The following is a 16,649-nucleotide window of genomic DNA, read 5'->3' on the forward strand; positions in this document are numbered from 1 at the left end:
TTCTTGTCACCACGGGATCGTTTCGCCTTCCCAGCGGGTGAACGTACCCGTTGGACTATCCGGGCCGAGCAGCGCAACGCGCACTGCCTCTGCGGCGCCCTGCTCGACGGTCTCCGTGCCCGCATATCCGTTGAGGTTCGTTTTGGTGAAACCCGGTGAGACGGCGTTAACCTTGATTCCTTCCGGCTCCAGCTCGAGCGCCATGGCAACCGTCAAAGCGTTGAGCGCAGTCTTGGACGCCGGGTAGACAGGACCGAAGATCGAACGCCATGGAAAGGCTGGATCCGAATTCGTCGTGAGCGAACCAACACCGCTCGATACATTGACGATGCGGGCGCCCGGGGTCTGGCGCAGGAGCGGCAACATCGCCTGGTAGACGGCGAGGACGCCGAACACGTTGGTGTCCCACACCGCGCGCATCTCATCAAGGGACACGTTGCTCGGGCGAGTGGTGGCTGCATACTCCGCGACGGTCTGGCCGGGCAGTTTGTTCGTATTCGAGATCGCAGCATTCTGTATGAGCACATCGAGGCGACTGAATTCACTCTGGACGCGCTTCGCCGCGGCGGTGATCGACGCCTGATCCGTCACGTCGAGTTGGAGGGCGTGGGCGTCCTGCCCAACCTCCCTGGCTGCGGCCTCACCGCGCTCGAAATCGCGCGACCCAACCAGCACCGTGAAGCCATGCGCCACGAGATCCTTTGCGATTTGAAGGCCGATTCCTTGATTGGCTCCAGTAACCAGAGCTACGGGTTTGTCTTGCATGGACATTTCTCCTTTTCCCATTGGAGTATTCTGGGGATGTAGTCGCACCATGCATTGTTGGAATGGAAGGTATGCGCCTCAAGCATGAGCGAAGTACAATTCCGAAACATCGATCTGAACCTTTTGATCCCTCTCAAAGCCCTTTTGCATGAGCGCAATGTGACGCGCGCTGCGAAGCGCATCCATCTGAGTCAATCCGCCATGAGCCGCGCGCTGGATCGCCTCCGTTCGGAGCTAGGGGACGAACTGCTCGTGCGAGTCGGACGCAACTACGAGTTAACTCCGCGGGGAACCGCCCTCATGAGTGAATTGGGGCAGATTATGCCCCGGTTGGCACGTCTGTGGGAGGGAGAACCTTTTTCGCCCGCACAGAGCGAGGCGAAGATTCGTCTGGCCATGACCGACGATGCCAGTAGTGTCGTTCTGCCGCAACTTGCCGAGATTCTCGGACGGCTCGCGCCGGGCATTACTCTTGAGGTCGTTCCCTGGCACGAGCGAACTCATGAAGACAGTCTGGCGACGCAACTCATCCTAAGTCCGCTTGCAGCGCCCGCAACGTTCCGGTTTGAGCCTTTATTCGAAGATAGTTTCGTTTGTGTGGCTGGCCGGAAGCTCAAGCGCGGCAAAGGCGCGATCGCTATGAAGGAGTACCTCAGCTTCCGTCATGTCGCGATAGAGACACAACCGAATCACCAGAATCTGATTGATCGCTCACTTGCTGAAACTGGATTGCGACGACTCGTAGCTGTTCATCTTCCCTATTTCCAGGCCGCAATCAGAGTGCTTGAGGCAACGGATCTGGTACTGACGATGCCTGCACGAATTGCAGAACCGACATTGACGGCAATCGATTTCCCACTGCTGAAAGCGCCGAAAGAGCTTCCTCGCATCCGGTATTCCATGGTGTGGCACCCGCGCTTCGATAGCGATCTGTTGCACACCTGGATTCGAGAGACAGTGCGCCAGATCTTCCAAGTTCCCGTTCGGTAGCAACTTAGAAACCCCAGATTGCTCTAGAATGATCGCCGGCCGTTTACGAAGAAGCGCGTCTTCCGCCCGAGAGTTTGCCAAGGTGGTCCAGTCGATTGAAGTGATCGGTATTTGAGAAGTCGGCCAGTGATCAGCTTTCGTGTCAACTGGCAACTTCAGGCCAAGTCACTCATTGAGCAGGAGTCGCCTCTCTATCAGGCTCAGTTCGTCAGCTATGCGTGATTTAGGTCGCTTCGCTGTGGCAGTGCAGAGCGTTGGAAACGACGAGGAGTGAAAAGCGCATGGAAAGCCGCTTCCTCGATGACTTTTCTGTTCTATTGTTCTGCAAAATTTCGTTTTTTCATGAATCCAAGGCAAATCGTCTTCATCCATTCTATAGTACCGTACGGTACTATTTGCACCATAAGATAGGCTCGGTCTTTGATCTCACGGCTCCTACCCCGATCCATTTTGGACTGCAAACATAAGAGAGGTCTTTTATGAAATATCAGTTGACGAAGGCCGATGTGGCGGACGTGCCGGCCTCCTATGCAAGCGAGCCCCGGTATCTTGGATATCGGGAAGAGGACTATAAGAAGCCCTACGCACACTACTTCTCCGAGCGGGCATTGCCCGTCCAGGAGCATTTCAAGGATGCGCTGGTGGCAGGTCCAGCCGCCGGAGCATATGGTGTGCGATTGTCGACGTTGGCCGATGAGCTCTCACGGCCCGGGTACCTGCCGATGGAAACCGGCTACACCTTGAACGATGATGGGCACGTAGTCATCGCCGTGCTGACTGACATGCCCGGCGTGACCGGTGAAATGTGGGACTGGTGGATGTGGTGGCATGCCGTAGAGCCCGCCCGCTACAAACTGTGGCATCCGGAAGCACATCTGTATGCCGCCTACACCGAGGACCGAAGCCAGATCAGCGGTTTGAGCGATCGCCAACGCGGCAGGGGCAATTGCTGCATCATCGACGAATACATTGGCGCCGAAAAAAGTCAGCTGCGGGCAAGCTTTTTCGACCCGGAAAAGCTTGGGTTCGCGCCCAGCAAGCCGGGGAGCACCATCATTGCAGCTCGTGGAGGCGCTTCCACCATGCCCCTTGCCGCTGCCTGGATAGTTCACCAGGTGCGAGAAACCCGGGCCGGTTGCGAAATGCGCAGCCGCTTCGTTGCAAACGATGTGCGCGTGCTCCCACTGCCCTCTGGCTCTGTTACCAGCACGGCTGGCAAATTCATGACGCTGTCTGGCATCAACAGTCTGGCGGGTCTGGTAATGAACCGCAGCAAGCCGTCGAAACTTTACGAAGCAGGCCCCGCCATGCTGTACCACTGCGCGCAGGAAATGAACCATTTGGCATCGTTTCTGCCGCGGCTCTACGAGGAGTTCGCCCCGGACAGCAGGATGTAGCGTTCACCGGATTCACCGCTGATCGGTAATGGGAAGCCGGCTAGTGTTTAGGAATGTTCCACGGTTGCCCGGAATGGCGACAACAGGGCTTAGCACTCATTGTCGGTACACTCACGCCCCTTCTCTCTTTTGTGGAGTTTGTCTCGTTCCGGAGGCTATGCCGGGCAGTCCGTACTCCGAACCTGCCGATTCCAGGGAAGAGATTCAGGAGGGAAGAGCCTGGAAGGGCAGGAAGAGCGTGAAGGTAGTGCCGGATCTTGATTCCCTCTGACTGCTTCGAACGAGGAGGCGGCCTTGGTGGCGGTCGACGATCTCGCTGCTGATCCAAAGGCCCAGACCCGTCCCACGCAGACCTTTGGTTGTGTAAAAGGCTTTGTAGATGCTTTGAATCTCGCTGGGATCTATCCCGCTTCCTGTGTCGGAGACGGAGATGGCGATTCCTTTGACGTTGCTTCTCCACTCGGTGGCTTCGCGAGTGCGAATGAGCAACCTGCCGTGATGTCCCCTGAGGGCATCCATGGCGTTGCTGACCAGGTTGTTGAGAACCTGCCGGATCTCGCTTTCCATGCAGACGATAGATTGGGTGGTCCGCTCACGCCGCTCGATTGTGACGCCACGGGCGCTGAGACGCGCGCTGTAGACGTCAAGCACGGAGTCGATGAGATCGGAGAGATTGATAGCCTGAGGCTTGGTGGACTGCTTATAAAAGCGAAGCGACTGTGAGGTGATGAGCTTGACGCGTTGCAGTTCGCGGTCCGCGGTCTGAAGGTAGTTCCTGGCCTCGAGCAGGTTATCCGAACGTTGCGCGAGATAGACGAGGTTAACGATGGACTCGAGGGGATTGTTGATTTCGTGAGCGATGGAGGAGGCGAGACGTCCTACGGCTGCGAGTTTCTCGCTCTCACGAAGAGCAGCTTCGAACTCCACGCGGGCGGTGACGTCGGTCTGGATGCCAACGAAGTGAGTCAGTTCGCCGTCGCGATTCCGGATGGGGGAGAGCGAGAGCTCGTTCCAGAAGAACGTGCCATCCTTGCGGAAGTTTTTGAGAATGACGACAACTTCGCGTTCGGCGAGGATGGCCTCTCGAAGCACCGTGAGGGCGGGCTGATCGCGTTCTTCGCCCTGCAGGAATCTGCAGTTTAGTCCGGCGATCTCTTCAAGGCGGTATCCGGTCATGACCTCAAAGGCCGGATTGACGTATATGAGAGGCAGATCCGGCCTGGTGGCGCTGGCAACGGAGATCCCGCTGGTAACAGAACGGAAGATGCGGCGATTGAGGTGAAGCTCCTCGAGGGCGGAGTGGTACCGGCGCGCGAAGGCGCGGTGGGCGAGGAGGATGACACTGAGCTGCGCGGAGATCTGCGCGGGAGTCATAGGAAAGGCCAGGACGGCGTCGAAGGAGTCGGTACCCTGAGCCGAGGGGTCGTCCGGCAGAGTGGCAAGGATCACGGCGGGAAGAACGCCATCGCTGAGATCCTCGCCTCGCGAAGAGATCAGTGAACGAATCTCTTCCAAGCGATCGACGTCGATGACGATCATCTCGAGATCGGCGAGCGCACTGGGTTCTAGACGCTGGCCGGTGAGCATCACTGGCACCAGATCAAGATGGACAGAGGCACTCTCGACGAGGCGTCTGTTCATAGCGTCATCTATGAGAATGCCGATCCGCCCGATCGGTGAGGCGCTGATCTCTTGATACCCTGCATCCGTCTGGGCAATGACTTCAGACAAATTGGACTGTTCCATCTCCTACTGACACAAACTCCTTATTTAGACCGGCTGCAGTCTAAGATGCGCGTCGCGGGTGATGGTTTGTTTCCGTCAGGCTCTCGCCAAGTGGGGATGTCGACGTCTGAATGTGCGAGGATCGGATGTTCTTCCCGTCTTACTGGGGATTTGTGGACTTCTCGGCTTGCCGGTTCGCCTTGTCCTGAGCTTTGTCAGCCTTCTTCTGTTCGTCAGTATCGAGGGCTTTACGCTTGGCCTTGTCGGCCTTGGCCTGTGCCTTATTGGCCTTCTCCTGCTGTTTAAGCTCCTTTTTCTGCTGCTTGGTCATCTCCTGGTTGGTATTTTGCGATTCGTTCTGGGAGTAGGCCGGCAGCACAGGGGCGGCGAGGGCCAAGGTTAGAGCCATGATGGGCAGAAGATTGTGACGCATGGTTTTAAACCTCCGATAGTGTGGGATGCCGGAGCAGGGTTGCGGGTTAGCGCGTATGGCGGTCTGGACGGGACGATATGGAACCGCAGATCCTTCGACTGCGCTGCGCTTCGCTCAGGAGGACACCTTCAGAGTGTGGGGATCCGGGGAATGCTGGTTCGCTCAGGATGACAACGTTATTTTTCTGTGGCGTCATCGTAAGACTCTCATTCTGCGCAAGCACGGCAGGAGAGTCTTTGGGCCGCGCTTTTTAGAGCGGGTGCGTCGTTAAGCGGTTGTCGATCGTATCTTCGTAACAGATCCCTGATTTTTCTATAGCCTGCGGTCAGTTTTGTTAGAGACTGGACCATACCCATCGTTTCTATCTCTGGAATTTTGTAAGGAGAACTATCGTTGCGACAGATTGCCGCCCTTTCTCTTTTGTTTACTCTTCTTCTTTCGCAGGGCTTCGCCCAACAGCCTGCAAGCAAAACCCTGCCGGGTTATACAGCTGCCGATTCGTCGAAGGAGCTGGATCTGGAGAAGCGCTTCAGGGCGATCCCGGAGGCGGCGCGAGCGCACGAGAACATGAAGGTTCTGGCGGCGCATCCGCATAACGTGGGCTCGGAGGCGCAGCGGAAGAACGCCGAGTGGCTGGTGGCGAACTACAAGGAGTGGGGATGGGACGCGAAGATTGAGCAGTTCGACGTGCTGTATCCCACGCCGAAGTCGCAGATGGTGGAGATGATCGCGCCGACGAAGTACAGGCTGAAACTGGAAGAGACTCCACTGGCCGAGGACCCTTACACGCATGAGACCAAGACGCAGCTGCTGGGATACAACATCTACTCCGCCGATGGAGATGTGACCGGGCCGCTGATCTATGTGAACTACGGGATGCGGGACGACTACGAAGAGCTGGAGCGGCAGGGCATCTCCGTAAAAGGCGCGATTGTGATTACGCGCTACGGTGGCGGATGGCGTGGGCTGAAGCCGAAGCTGGCGTACGAGCATGGAGCGATTGGCTGCATCATCTACAGCGATCCGGCGGACGACGGATATGGCCAGGACGATGTTCTGCCGAAGGGACCGATGCGTCCACCGCAGGGTGTGCAGAGGGGCAGCGTTTCGGACACGCCGGTTTACTCGGGCGACCCGCTGACGCCGGGGGAGGGTTCGGTGCCGGGGACGAAGCGCCTAAAGATCGAAGAGGCGCAGACGATCATGAAGATCCCGGTGCTGCCGATCGGCTATGGGGATGCGGAGCCGCTCCTGAAGTCGCTGGACGGGCAGGTGGTTCCGGCGTCGTGGCGTGGCGGGCTGCCGTTTGCGTATCACTTTGGGTCGGGCAAGACGCAGGTCCACATGGACCTGAAGTTCAACTGGGACACGAAGCCGGTGCTCGATGTAATCGCGACGATGAAGGGATCGACTGCGCCGGAACAGTGGATTATTCGCGGGAATCACTATGACGGCTGGGTGAACGGTGCGGACGATCCTATCTCGGGCCAGTCGGGACTTCTGGAAGAGGCGCGGGCGCTGGGCGAGTTGCACAAGCAGGGATGGAGCCCGAAGCGCACGCTGATCTATGCGGCGTGGGACGGCGAGGAGCCGGGCCTGCTGGGTTCGACCGAGTGGGCCGAGACGCACCAGAAGGAGCTTACCGAGCACGCGGTGCTGTATGTGAACAGCGATGAGAGCAACCGGGGATTTCTGAATGCGAGTGGAAGCTACCAGGTGGAGCGCGTCATCAATGATGTGGCGCGCGATGTGACCGACCCGGAGACGAAGGCGAGCGTATGGGAGCGGCAGAGGGCGGCGCGGGCAGTGCGTCCGAGGCGCGCTGGAGCGAAGGCAGAGGGCGGCGATGCTGACATCATTCCTATCGGCGCACTGGGATCGGGGTCGGACTTTCAGGCTTTTGTGGATCACCTGGGAGTGACGAGCATTAGCCTGGGGTTCGGCGGCGAAGACCGCAGCGGGACGTATCACTCGGCATACGACACGCCGTGGTTTATTGAGCACTTCGGCGATAAGGACTCGCTTTACGGCAAGGCGATGGCCGATACGGCGGGCACGCTGGTGATGCGAGTGGCGGATGCCGACCTGCTGCCGTACGACTTCCGAGATCTGGCAACGACAGTTCAGGGATACTCGCGGGAGGTAAAAGGGCTGGTGAAGCAGATGCAGCAGGCTGCGGAGACTCGGCAGAAGGATATTGACGCGGGGTATTACAAGCTGGCTGCCGATCCGACGAAGACGGTGAAGCTGCCGGAGGCTCTGCCAAATCCACCGAACTTCGACTTTTCGGGGCTGGATGCGGCGATTGCGAAGCTGACAAAGGCGGCGGATGAGCTGAAGGCGGCAGAGGATTCCGCCGGGCCGCTCGACGCGAAGAAGGCTGAGACGATCAACCTGCAGCTGGCGATGGCGGAGCACAAGTTCCTGAACCCGGCTGGGCTGCCGCGGCGTCCATGGGTAGAGCATGTGCTGTATGCCCCCGGCTGGTACACGGGCTATGGGGCGAAGACGATGCCGGGTGTAACGGAGGCGATTGAGGACGGACGGTTCGATGAGGCGAAGCAGCAGATGGTAATTGTGACCAATGCGGTGGAGGCAGAGGCGGAGCATCTGGAAGGGATCGCGAAGGAGCTTGCGACAAAGTAGGGGTGTGGTGCCCCACATCTCAGAAGCGAGATGTGGGGCACCTGCATTCGGCGTGCAGACCGCAGATCCTTCGACTGCGCATCCTGCGGTGAAGCTGCAGGATGCTCCGCTCAGGATGACACCTCCGGCGGATGGGATAGGTCGGGAAATGGGAGGTTTTTACGAAAACCAATCCACTAAGATCAGAATGACGAGCCTGCAGCCGACATGCGGCCCGCAGTGATTTTCGCTGAAGCAGAGTGGCCGCCCTGGATGGGGCGGCCACTCTGTTTCAGCAGGATTATTGTTTTCTGCCTTCGTGCTGCACGCCGCCCTGATTGAGGACCAGGCGATTGATGGCGTGGGTCGCGGATCCCGGAAAACTCGACCTGGGCGTCGACCACTTTGAGGAAGAATTTCGTCTCCGATTCGGCGAAAAGATCGACGGTGGGCTGGTTGGCGAGTTTGGAAGTGAGGTGGCCGTCCTTGATGGCGATGATGTTGTCGATGGGGGCGTCGGTCATCCGGTAGGTGCCTGCGTACTCGGCGAGGAGGGCGGGTGAGACGTCGATGGTTTTGCGCTCGGAGGGCAGGATGACCTGCTGGCCGAGAGCGACCTTGCCGAGGCTGGAGGCAATCATATCGGGTGCTCCACCAGCGAGGTTACCGAGCACGATAACGGTGAGCTTGTCGTCGGGGTAGAAGTTGAGCGAGGTGTTGAAGCCTTCGATACCGCCGCCGTGGGTGATGAGCTTGTGGCCGTCGATGGTGCGGATGAAGAGACCACAGCCATAAGCGCCTTTGAAGGGCGTGGTCATCTTTGCGAGCGATTCGGGCTTGAGGACCTTGCCACCGAAGAGCCCCTGCTCCCACTTGAGGAGATCGCCGGTGGTGGAGTAGAGCGCGCCCGCGGAGAACGGGATGGTCATGCTGATGTAGCCGTCGTGCTCGATGCCGCGAGGTGTGCGGTGATAGCCCTGGGCGCGCTGCGGGAGGATGGCGACGTTGGAGTCGATGCCGGTGGAGGTCATGCCGAGGGGCGTGAAGATGTTCTGCTGGAGGAAGTCGGCGTAGGTCTGACCGGAGATCTTTTCGATGAGATAGCCGAGGAGGACGTAGCCGGAGTTGGAGTAGTTGAACTTTGTGCCGGGCTCAAACTCGAGCGGCTTGTTGCGGAAGCGGGCGACGAGCTCGGTCGGGTTTGTGTCCTTCCACTCGGTCGAGCGGTAGTCAGGGAAGCCGGTGAAGTTAGGGATCCCGGAGGTGTGGGTGAGGACGTTGTAGATGGTGATCTTTGACCAGGCGGCGGGAGCGTCGGGCATGTACTTGCTGACGGGATCGTCGATGGAGAGCTTGCCGCGGTCCTGGAGGAGCAGGATGCTGGCGGCGGTGAACTGCTTGGTGATGGAGCCGAGGCGGAACTTGGTGGTGGGTGAGTTGGAGATGTTCCATTCGAGATCGGCGGAGCCGTAGCCCTGATCGATGAGGGTGTTGCCGTCCTTGATGACGAAGACGGTGCCCATGAAGGATTTGTCATCGGTGTAGCTGGTGATGATCTGCCGCATGCGTGCTGTGGGTTCGCTGGCGGGTTTTTGAGTCTGGGCGAGTGAGCAGGCGGAGACGAGGCAGAGGAGTGCGGCGAGGGAGCGCATAGAGATCTCCTACGGAGCGGATGGGGGAAACGTTCCGACTGAATTGAGAAAACAGGCAGACCTATTTCGATCGCAGGACTGCCTGTAAGACAACAGCCTCGTTGTGGGCTTCATCTTTCGCGCCGTAGAGCAGCGTGACAGGTCCTTCATGGGTCTTTTTTTTCAGAGTCTCAAGCTCGCTACTCTTCGATTTCAGTTCCTGCCTGTATCGCTTTTGAAAGTCCGTCCATTTTGCCGGGTCGTGATGAAACCACTTGCGAAGTTCTGTGCTGGGGGCAATGTCCTTGAGCCAGAGATCCACTTTTGCTCGTTCTTTACTGAGACCGCGCGGCCAGAGTCTATCGACAAGAATGCGGAACCCGTCCGTAGAATCGGGTTCCTGATAGACGCGCTTGATCGCGATTCGCATAGACGACAATATCTTACTGCGGGGTAGTCGACTCAATCACCGACAAAACGTAAGTACAGGTGAACGCTTTTTTTGCATTTGAGTGCGAGGCATTCGATACGATCCAAATGCAAAGTTTGTGCAGAATTCATTTGTTTCATTTTGAGCTTGCTCCATTCGCTTAGGAAATCGTCCATCTGAATGCGATTGAAGATTGTGTCCCCATAGGGATCAATTCCAGATAAAAGTGAATGATCGCCTCCCGGAAGAAGATCATGCAGAAGACGCTTCTCATCAGAAACGTGTTCGAGGATCTTCCCATCCTCATCTTGTAACTGGATATCAATTCCCATGCTTCTTCTCCTATTGCGGGGTGATGATGCCTCCTACCGGCAGGCTGGTCGGGAGAGTGCCGGGACGGCGGAGGTGCATGGCATCGGCGGTCATATCGGTGTACTTGAGGCCGGCGCCGGTGTTGAAGAGGACGACCTTGTCGGTGGGCTTGAGATCGCCGGATGCGAGGAGCTGGTCGTAGGCAGCGGTCGCGGCCGCGCCTTCGGGGGAGAGGAAGATACCCTCGTTGCGTCCGTAGTCGAGGATGCTCTCGAGGATGGTGGCGTCGTCGGAGGCGATGGCCTTGCCGCCGGATTGCTGAAGAATGTCGAGGATGATGTAGTCGCCGTAGGGCTTGGGGACGCGGAGGCCGGCGGCGAAGGTGTCGGCGTTCTGGAAGAACTCGCTGGCGGGTTTGTGCTCCTCAAAGGCCTTTACGATGGGCTCGCAGCCTGCGGCCTGGAGGGCGTACATCTTCGGGCGTTTGCCGGTGACCCAGCCTAGCTGCTCCATCTCCTCGAAGGCCTTCCACATGCCGATGAGGCCGACGCTCCGCCGGTGGGGTAGAAGACGGCGTCGGGGTAGGTCCAGCCGAGCTGCTCGACGAGCTCGTAGCCCATCGTCTTTTTGCCTTCGACGCGGTAGGGCTCCTTGAGAGTGGAGATGTCGAACCAGGTTTCGGCGGCGGGGGTGTTGGCTTCGCGCTGGGCCTTGATCTTTTCGCCGACGATGCGGGCGCAGTCGGAGATGAGGCCGTCGATCAGGTTGACGTCGGCTCCGTAGACGATGCCTTCGACGTAGTTGGCGAAGGGGACGTCCTGGGGCATGAAGATGTGGGCCTTGATCTGGGCGGCGGCGGCGTAGGCGGCGAGGGCTCCGGCGGCGTTACCGGCGGAGGGTACGGCGAGGTGCTGGAGGCCATAGTGCCTGGCCATGGTGACGGCCATACCGAGGCCGCGGGCCTTGAAGGTTCCGGTGGGGTTGGCGCCTTCTTCCTTGAGGTAGAGGCCGGGATAGCGGCGGGAGTGGATCATGGGGGTCCAGCCTTCACCTAGGGTGACAGGGGAGACGTCGGGAAGGACGTCGGAGTAGCGCCACATACCGAGGCTCGCGGGGGATGCCGCTGCTCTGGCCGCGATGTCGTCTCGGCGGGCAGTGCGCCTGAGTGCGTCCATGTCGTAGCGAACGTAGAGGGAGCCGGCACAGGCGGGGCAGACGGTCTGCGGGGTGTCGGCGGAGACGTGGTTGTGGCAGCGGGAGCACTCGAGGAAGGCGATGCGGGGCATAACTCGATGCTACTAGAGGAGGTGGCGGGGAGGAGATCCAGCAAGCCCACCTTAGCGACGAAAGGGCCGTCGCGAAGATGGGGCACCCGATACCCTATCTGACGCTGAAAGCAGCGAATGCAGGGTACCCGGACAGTAAGACACGCGAGGCACTTGAGGAGAGGGCAGCAGGGCGAACCCTGCGAATCGGCTTGGGTCTGCACGGCTAAGATCGGCCTCGGCCTGGGTCTCTCCCTTTAAGGGCTTGTCCGGGCCGATGAGAGAATGGTGGGTATGGGCAAAGGCCAACGGATGCGCATGGTTGCTGTCGATATGGATGGGACGCTGCTGGGCGCGGACGGGCAGGTGAGCGCGCGAAACCTCGCGGCGCTGAAGGCTGCGGAGCAGGCCGGCGTAGAGGTGGTGGTTGCGACCGGGCGGCGACACAGCTACGCGATGCGGGTGCTGCGAGGGCTTGGGCTGCGGGAAGAAAACGGTCTGATCAGCTCGAACGGCGCGGTGGTCCGGACTATCGGAGCGCGCCTGCTGGAGCGAAGCCTCCTGCAGGAGAAGACGGCCAAGTGGCTGGTCGGGCATATGGGTGAGTTTCGGAGCTCGCTGCTGATTACCTTTGATCGGGTTCGACTGGATGGTGAAGACACGCGTGGAGCTCTGGTGGTGGAAGAGATGGAGGAGCTGAACGGAAGCATCGGCAGGTGGATGGCGGCCAATGAACCCTACATCGAGCGCGTGGTTCCGATGGAGGATGCCCTGGGACGGGAGGGGCTGATCCAGATGATGCTGTGCGGCACGATCGAACGGATGCGCGAGGCTGAGGCGAAGCTGTTGCTCGACCCGAAGGTGCTGGGCGTAGGTCTGGAACCACTGGGAAGGCACGAGGTGCGGCGCGGAGAACACGAGGTGAGCCCGGGGGCGGAGGCAGCCCTGCACCGCACGGAGTATCCGGAGCGTGACCTGAGTATTGTGGACATTCTGCCGGGTGGATGCAGCAAGGGACGGGCGCTGCTGGATCTGGCGGCGGAGCGCGGGATTGGGAGCGACGAGATCCTGGCGATCGGGGACAACTGGAATGATGTGTCCATGTTGGAAGCAGCGGGTTCAGCGGTGCTGATGGCAAATGCTCCTGAGAGCCTGAAGGTGGCGGGAGCTGGACGGGGCTGGCTGGTAGGCGGGCATCACGCCGAAGATGGGGTCGCGATAGCGGTTGAAGCGGCACTGGCCGGTGACTTGTATCCCACGATAGTGAGTGCGCTTTAGGCTGGCACGCGGTGATAGGCTTTTGGGAGTGAGAAAACAGCTGAGTTCGTGCGGATGGGCAGAGGCGTTATTTGCGCTCGCGGTCGCGGTGTGTCCCATCGCGCGCGCCGCCGAACACGTCACCCTGAAGAACGGTTTTGAACTGGATTGCGCGCGGAGAGAGATGCATGGCGACCACGTGCGGCTGTTTCTTCTGCCTGCACAGAGCTCCGGCAATGCGGGGATGAATTACCTGGATGTTGCCGCCGGTGCGGTGGCTCGGGTTGAGATGATTCCGGATGCGCAACTCCGCTCCGAGAATGGTGACGAGCACCCCGCGATCACCTCTCCGAGCCGGGTGGATGCGAAACCGGTGGCCCTGACTGGCGAGGAGATGCAGACGATGCTCACCCATGCCGGAGGAGCCCACAATATCGACGCGGATCTGCTGGCGAGCCTGGTCAAGGCCGAGAGCGGTGGCCGCGTCCGAGCCGTATCGCGAGTGGGAGCTCAGGGACTGATGCAGCTGATGCCCACGACGGCGGGGGAGCTGGGTGTAGAGAATGCGTTTGAGCCGGAGGAGAATATCGCCGGTGGAACAACGTACCTCGACGGGTTGTTGACGCGTTACCACGACAATGTTGCGCTGGCGCTGGCGGCATACAACGCCGGACCGGCGGCAGTGGATCGATATCACGGTGTGCCGCCGTATCCTGAGACGCGGGCCTATGTGGCAAGGGTCATTCGCGAGTTCAACCGGCGCAAGCGAATGTCTGGCGTAGCCGAACAGATAGCACGAACGAGATAAGGCAACGAATCCCAGAAGCGAGGCGCTAGTCATTCCATGAAGAAACGCAGCGGAGCCCTGTGGGCGGTCCTGATTGTCGTGCTTGCGGTAATCGTCTTCGTTTACCGCGACCGGATCCATTTTGACTGGGCCAACTTCTGGGAGCAGCTGCGGTACATCTCCGCCGGACACGCGATTGCGGGGATCGCCCTGATCTACGCGACCTATTGGCTGCGGGCGTTTCGATGGAGCGTGCTGGTACAACCCACCAAAGAGGTGAAAGCAACCGCCCTAATTGGCCCGCAGTTTATTGGATTCACGGCGGTGGCACTGTTTGGTCGACTGGCGACCTTACGCGGCCGTACCTAGTGGCTCGAAAGATTGAGCTTCCTCTGAGCTCGCAGATTGCGGTGTACACACTGGAGCGCATGTTCGACCTGGGGGCAGCGGCGCTGATCTTTTCGACTGCCCTGGCGTTTATGCCAAAGAACATGCCGCATCAACATGTCTTTATGCGAGCCGGAATCGGCAGCCTTGCCGTGACGCTGGCGATTGCGATCTTCGCGGTGGTTGTTCGGGTGGCGGGGGGAGCCGTAGCAGGCTTTGCGCGAACGGTGCTGAGCCCGGTGTCGAAGCCTGCCGCCGAGAGCATCGCGGAGAAGATCGCCGGGTTTCGCGAGGGCCTGAATGCGCTGAGAAGTATGCGCGAGTTCGCGGTGGTCGCCGGGATCTCCCTGCTGATGTGGATCATGATTGCGTCGGCTTACGTGCAGACGGCTCACGCCTTCATCCAGACGCCGGAGCTGGCGACCCTGTCGTTTTCACGAGCGATGCTGCTGATGGCGGCAAGTATCGGCGGCAGCCTGCTGCAGCTTCCAATTGTGGGATGGTTTACGCAGATTGCGGTGACGGCGACGGCGATGCATACCTTCTACGGCGCACCGATCGAGGCGGCCACAGCATGCGGCGCGTTGCTGCTGGTGGTGACGTTCCTCTGCATTATTCCGGCTGGGTTGATATTCGCCCAGATGGAGCAGGTGAGCCTGAGCAGCATTGCGACGGAGAGTGAACAGGCAGGTAAAGAGGCCGGAGTGGTGCAGGAGTAGCTTTGGCACGCATCGTTCCCACCTAGCGACGATAAAGCTATTGCGAAGATGGGGCACCCGGTGGTGGGTCAGCAGTGGGGCTCGCTCCGGTACTGCGACGATCCGGGCGGGTGGCTGAAGCGGTGCATCCAAGGCCCCGCGCGTATCACTGCTAGAATCAAGGTATTCCGATGAAGTGTCCTTACTGCGGTTTTAGCCAGGATCGAGTGGTCGATTCACGAGAGAGCAAGGAGGCGGACTCAATCCGTCGGCGGCGCGAGTGCGAGGGCTGCAACAAGCGGTTCACCACCTACGAGCGCATTGACGAGATTCCCTACATGGTCGTGAAGAAGGACGGGCGAAGAGAGAAGTTCGATCGCCAAAAGGTTCTGAGCGGACTATTGCACGCCTGCGAGAAGCGGCCGGTTTCGGCTCTCAAGCTGGAGCAGATTGTGGATGAGACTGAGGCGTTCGTCGTGGATTCGCCGGAGCGGGAGCGGTCGACTTCGGAGGTGGGCGAGCTGATCATGTCGCGTCTTAAGGAGATCGATACCGTTGCTTACATACGGTTCGCCAGCGTGTACCGAGATTTCAAAGATGTCAGTGAGTTCAAGCAGGAGCTGGAACAGCTGTTGAGCGGCAACGGCAAGGACCAGAAGAAGAAACGATGATGCGGATTGGAACGGGCGAGGGTGGTAGAGAAGCAGATTCCTCGACTTCGTTGCGCTGCGCTCGGAATGACAGTTGACTGAAGGTAGATTCGAAGAGCAACAACACGGGAAGAGAGCTGGGGAGAGAGATGGCAGTGGAAAGAACGCACAAGATTACGTTGATTCCGGGCGATGGGATCGGGCCGGAGGTCACTGCAGCGGTCGTGAAGATTGTCGAGATCGCGGGAGCGGCAACCGGAGTCGGTTTCGAGTGGCACCGGTTTGCTGCAGGCGCAGAGGCATTCGAGCAGACGCGCGAGTATATTCCACAGGCGCTGTATGACTCCATCGAGCAGAACAGGGTGGCGCTGAAGGGGCCGGTGACGACGCCTGTGGGCGGAGGATTTGCGTCTATCAATGTGACCCTGCGTAAGAAGTTCGACCTGTATGCGAACTTTCGCCCGGTGAAGAATCTTCCCGGGCTGGCGACGAAGTATCCAGACATCGATCTGGTGATCGTTCGCGAGAACACGGAGGATCTGTACGCCGGGCTGGAGCACGAGATTGTACCCGGCGTGGTGCAGTCGCTGAAGATCATCACGGACAAAGGTTCGACACGGATTGCGCAGTTCGCCTTCGACTATGCGCGCAAGCATGGAAGGAAGAAGATTCATGCGATCCATAAGGCGAACATCATGAAGTTGTCCGATGGACTGTTTCTGCGCTGCTGCCGCAGGGTTGGCGAAGGGTTCCCGGAGGTTGAGTACAAGGAACATATCGTCGATAACACCTGCATGCAGCTGGTGCTGAATCCCTACCAGTACGACATTCTGCTGACGGAGAATCTCTACGGCGATATCCTGAGCGACCTGTGCAGTGCGTTCATTGGCGGATTGGGGCTGGTTCCCGGAGCGAACCTCGGCCGCGAATGCGCGATCTTCGAGGCCGTGCATGGATCCGCGCCTGATATTGCGGGCAAGGATATGGCGAATCCGACGGCGCTGTTGCAGTCGGCTGTGCTGATGCTGCACCACATTGATGAACGTGCCGCGGCAGAGATGGTGCAGAACGCCATCGAGCAGGTGTATCGCGAGGGCAAGACACTGACTCGCGACGTCGGAGGCCAGAGCGGAACGAGAGCTTTTGCAGACGCGGTGCTCGAGGCGATGGCTTCTTCGACAGCTGCGAAGTAGCACGGGGCTCAAGGGAGTAACTGCTTACAGTATTTCGAGGGAATGGGCGAGCAGACGATCAGGGCGAAGATTGCATCGAAGGAGAGGGCAAAGGCTGAGTTTAC

15 protein-coding genes and 1 pseudogene are annotated in these 16,649 nt (G+C 59.3%); 9 read left to right on the forward strand and 7 right to left on the reverse strand.

Annotation, left to right across the window (positions count from 1 at the left end; translation table 11 throughout):
* Window positions 1-6: 6 nt before the first annotated feature.
* Window positions 7-765, reverse strand: a complete 759-nt coding sequence (locus JAO29_RS00810; protein WP_334266267.1) for an SDR family oxidoreductase — start codon at window positions 763-765, stop codon at window positions 7-9.
* 84 nt (window positions 766-849) lie between these two features.
* Here JAO29_RS00810 and JAO29_RS00815 point away from each other — a divergent pair, with 84 nt between their 5' ends.
* Both JAO29_RS00815 and JAO29_RS00820 read left to right on the forward strand, forming a co-directional pair.
* Window positions 850-1,755 (forward strand): LysR family transcriptional regulator, encoded by a 906-nt coding sequence (locus JAO29_RS00815; protein ID WP_334266268.1) that lies wholly within the window; start codon window positions 850-852, stop codon window positions 1,753-1,755.
* A gap of 479 nt (window positions 1,756-2,234) precedes the next feature.
* Complete coding sequence (locus tag JAO29_RS00820) at window positions 2,235-3,152, forward strand: DAPG hydrolase family protein (protein ID WP_334266269.1); 918 nt, start codon at window positions 2,235-2,237, stop codon at window positions 3,150-3,152.
* A 204-nt stretch (window positions 3,153-3,356) separates the two neighbouring features.
* Here the strand turns inward: JAO29_RS00820 and JAO29_RS00825 are convergent, their stop codons facing one another.
* The gene (locus JAO29_RS00825; protein WP_334266270.1) at window positions 3,357-4,793 is read right to left on the reverse strand and encodes a two-component system sensor histidine kinase NtrB; all 1,437 of its coding nucleotides are present in this window, start codon (window positions 4,791-4,793) and stop codon (window positions 3,357-3,359) included.
* A 244-nt stretch (window positions 4,794-5,037) separates the two neighbouring features.
* Window positions 5,038-5,310 (reverse strand): hypothetical protein, encoded by a 273-nt coding sequence (locus JAO29_RS00830; protein ID WP_334266271.1) that lies wholly within the window; start codon window positions 5,308-5,310, stop codon window positions 5,038-5,040.
* Window positions 5,311-5,703: 393 nt separating this feature from the next.
* On the opposite strand from JAO29_RS00830, the gene JAO29_RS00835 reads away from it, so the two are divergent.
* On the forward strand, window positions 5,704-7,956 hold the full coding sequence (locus JAO29_RS00835; protein ID WP_334266272.1) for a transferrin receptor-like dimerization domain-containing protein: 2,253 nt from the start codon (window positions 5,704-5,706) through the stop codon (window positions 7,954-7,956).
* A gap of 182 nt (window positions 7,957-8,138) precedes the next feature.
* Here JAO29_RS00835 and JAO29_RS00840 read toward each other — a convergent pair whose 3' ends face one another.
* The 4 genes and pseudogenes from JAO29_RS00840 to JAO29_RS23325 all read right to left on the reverse strand — a co-directional run bounded on the left by JAO29_RS00840 (window position 8,139) and on the right by JAO29_RS23325 (window position 11,594).
* Window positions 8,139-9,587 carry a serine hydrolase gene (locus JAO29_RS00840; RefSeq protein ID WP_334266273.1) on the reverse strand — a complete coding sequence of 483 codons (1,449 nt, stop codon included), beginning with the start codon at window positions 9,585-9,587 and terminating at the stop codon, window positions 8,139-8,141.
* 61 nt (window positions 9,588-9,648) lie between these two features.
* On the reverse strand, window positions 9,649-9,996 hold the full coding sequence (locus JAO29_RS00845; protein ID WP_334266274.1) for a DUF488 domain-containing protein: 348 nt from the start codon (window positions 9,994-9,996) through the stop codon (window positions 9,649-9,651).
* 32 nt (window positions 9,997-10,028) lie between these two features.
* Entirely contained in the window at window positions 10,029-10,328 is a 300-nt protein-coding gene (locus JAO29_RS00850) for a hypothetical protein (RefSeq protein WP_334266275.1), read from the reverse strand.
* Window positions 10,329-10,338: 10 nt separating this feature from the next.
* A pseudogene (locus JAO29_RS23325) lies at window positions 10,339-11,594 on the reverse strand (threonine synthase).
* A gap of 273 nt (window positions 11,595-11,867) precedes the next feature.
* Between JAO29_RS23325 and JAO29_RS00865 the strand changes: the two are divergent.
* The 6 genes from JAO29_RS00865 to JAO29_RS00890 all read left to right on the forward strand — a co-directional run bounded on the left by JAO29_RS00865 (window position 11,868) and on the right by JAO29_RS00890 (window position 16,545).
* Window positions 11,868-12,851 carry an HAD-IIB family hydrolase gene (locus tag JAO29_RS00865; protein WP_334266278.1) on the forward strand — a complete coding sequence of 328 codons (984 nt, stop codon included), beginning with the start codon at window positions 11,868-11,870 and terminating at the stop codon, window positions 12,849-12,851.
* 28 nt (window positions 12,852-12,879) lie between these two features.
* On the forward strand, window positions 12,880-13,638 hold the full coding sequence (locus JAO29_RS00870; protein ID WP_334266279.1) for a lytic transglycosylase domain-containing protein: 759 nt from the start codon (window positions 12,880-12,882) through the stop codon (window positions 13,636-13,638).
* Between the two features lie 36 nt (window positions 13,639-13,674).
* Complete coding sequence (locus tag JAO29_RS00875; RefSeq protein ID WP_334266280.1) at window positions 13,675-13,986, forward strand: hypothetical protein; 312 nt, start codon at window positions 13,675-13,677, stop codon at window positions 13,984-13,986.
* On the forward strand, window positions 13,986-14,723 hold the full coding sequence (locus tag JAO29_RS00880; protein ID WP_334266281.1) for a lysylphosphatidylglycerol synthase domain-containing protein: 738 nt from the start codon (window positions 13,986-13,988) through the stop codon (window positions 14,721-14,723). Before JAO29_RS00875 ends, JAO29_RS00880 begins: the two co-directional genes overlap by 1 nt.
* A 170-nt stretch (window positions 14,724-14,893) precedes the next feature.
* The gene (gene nrdR, locus JAO29_RS00885; protein ID WP_334266282.1) at window positions 14,894-15,373 is read left to right on the forward strand and encodes a transcriptional regulator NrdR; all 480 of its coding nucleotides are present in this window, start codon (window positions 14,894-14,896) and stop codon (window positions 15,371-15,373) included.
* Between the two features lie 128 nt (window positions 15,374-15,501).
* On the forward strand, window positions 15,502-16,545 hold the full coding sequence (locus JAO29_RS00890) for an isocitrate/isopropylmalate dehydrogenase family protein (protein WP_334266283.1): 1,044 nt from the start codon (window positions 15,502-15,504) through the stop codon (window positions 16,543-16,545).
* Window positions 16,546-16,649: the final 104 nt, after the last annotated feature.

Source organism: Edaphobacter sp. HDX4, from assembly GCF_036877565.1.
In the GTDB taxonomy this organism is placed as follows: Bacteria; Acidobacteriota; Terriglobia; order Terriglobales; family Acidobacteriaceae; genus Edaphobacter.

Coding starts and splice junctions, on each gene's coding strand:
- JAO29_RS00810 (WP_334266267.1), bottom strand. CDS start 765: ATGCAAGACAAACCCGTAGCTCTGGTTACTGGAGCCAATCAAGGAATC.
- JAO29_RS00815 (WP_334266268.1), top strand. CDS start 850: ATGAGCGAAGTACAATTCCGAAACATCGATCTGAACCTTTTGATCCCT.
- JAO29_RS00820 (WP_334266269.1), top strand. CDS start 2,235: ATGAAATATCAGTTGACGAAGGCCGATGTGGCGGACGTGCCGGCCTCC.
- JAO29_RS00825 (WP_334266270.1), bottom strand. CDS start 4,793: ATGAACAGACGCCTCGTCGAGAGTGCCTCTGTCCATCTTGATCTGGTG.
- JAO29_RS00830 (WP_334266271.1), bottom strand. CDS start 5,310: ATGCGTCACAATCTTCTGCCCATCATGGCTCTAACCTTGGCCCTCGCC.
- JAO29_RS00840 (WP_334266273.1), bottom strand. CDS start 9,587: ATGCGCTCCCTCGCCGCACTCCTCTGCCTCGTCTCCGCCTGCTCACTC.
- JAO29_RS00845 (WP_334266274.1), bottom strand. CDS start 9,996: ATGCGAATCGCGATCAAGCGCGTCTATCAGGAACCCGATTCTACGGAC.
- JAO29_RS00850 (WP_334266275.1), bottom strand. CDS start 10,328: ATGGGAATTGATATCCAGTTACAAGATGAGGATGGGAAGATCCTCGAA.
- JAO29_RS00865 (WP_334266278.1), top strand. CDS start 11,868: ATGGGCAAAGGCCAACGGATGCGCATGGTTGCTGTCGATATGGATGGG.
- JAO29_RS00875 (WP_334266280.1), top strand. CDS start 13,675: ATGAAGAAACGCAGCGGAGCCCTGTGGGCGGTCCTGATTGTCGTGCTT.
- nrdR (WP_334266282.1), top strand. CDS start 14,894: ATGAAGTGTCCTTACTGCGGTTTTAGCCAGGATCGAGTGGTCGATTCA.
- JAO29_RS00890 (WP_334266283.1), top strand. CDS start 15,502: ATGGCAGTGGAAAGAACGCACAAGATTACGTTGATTCCGGGCGATGGG.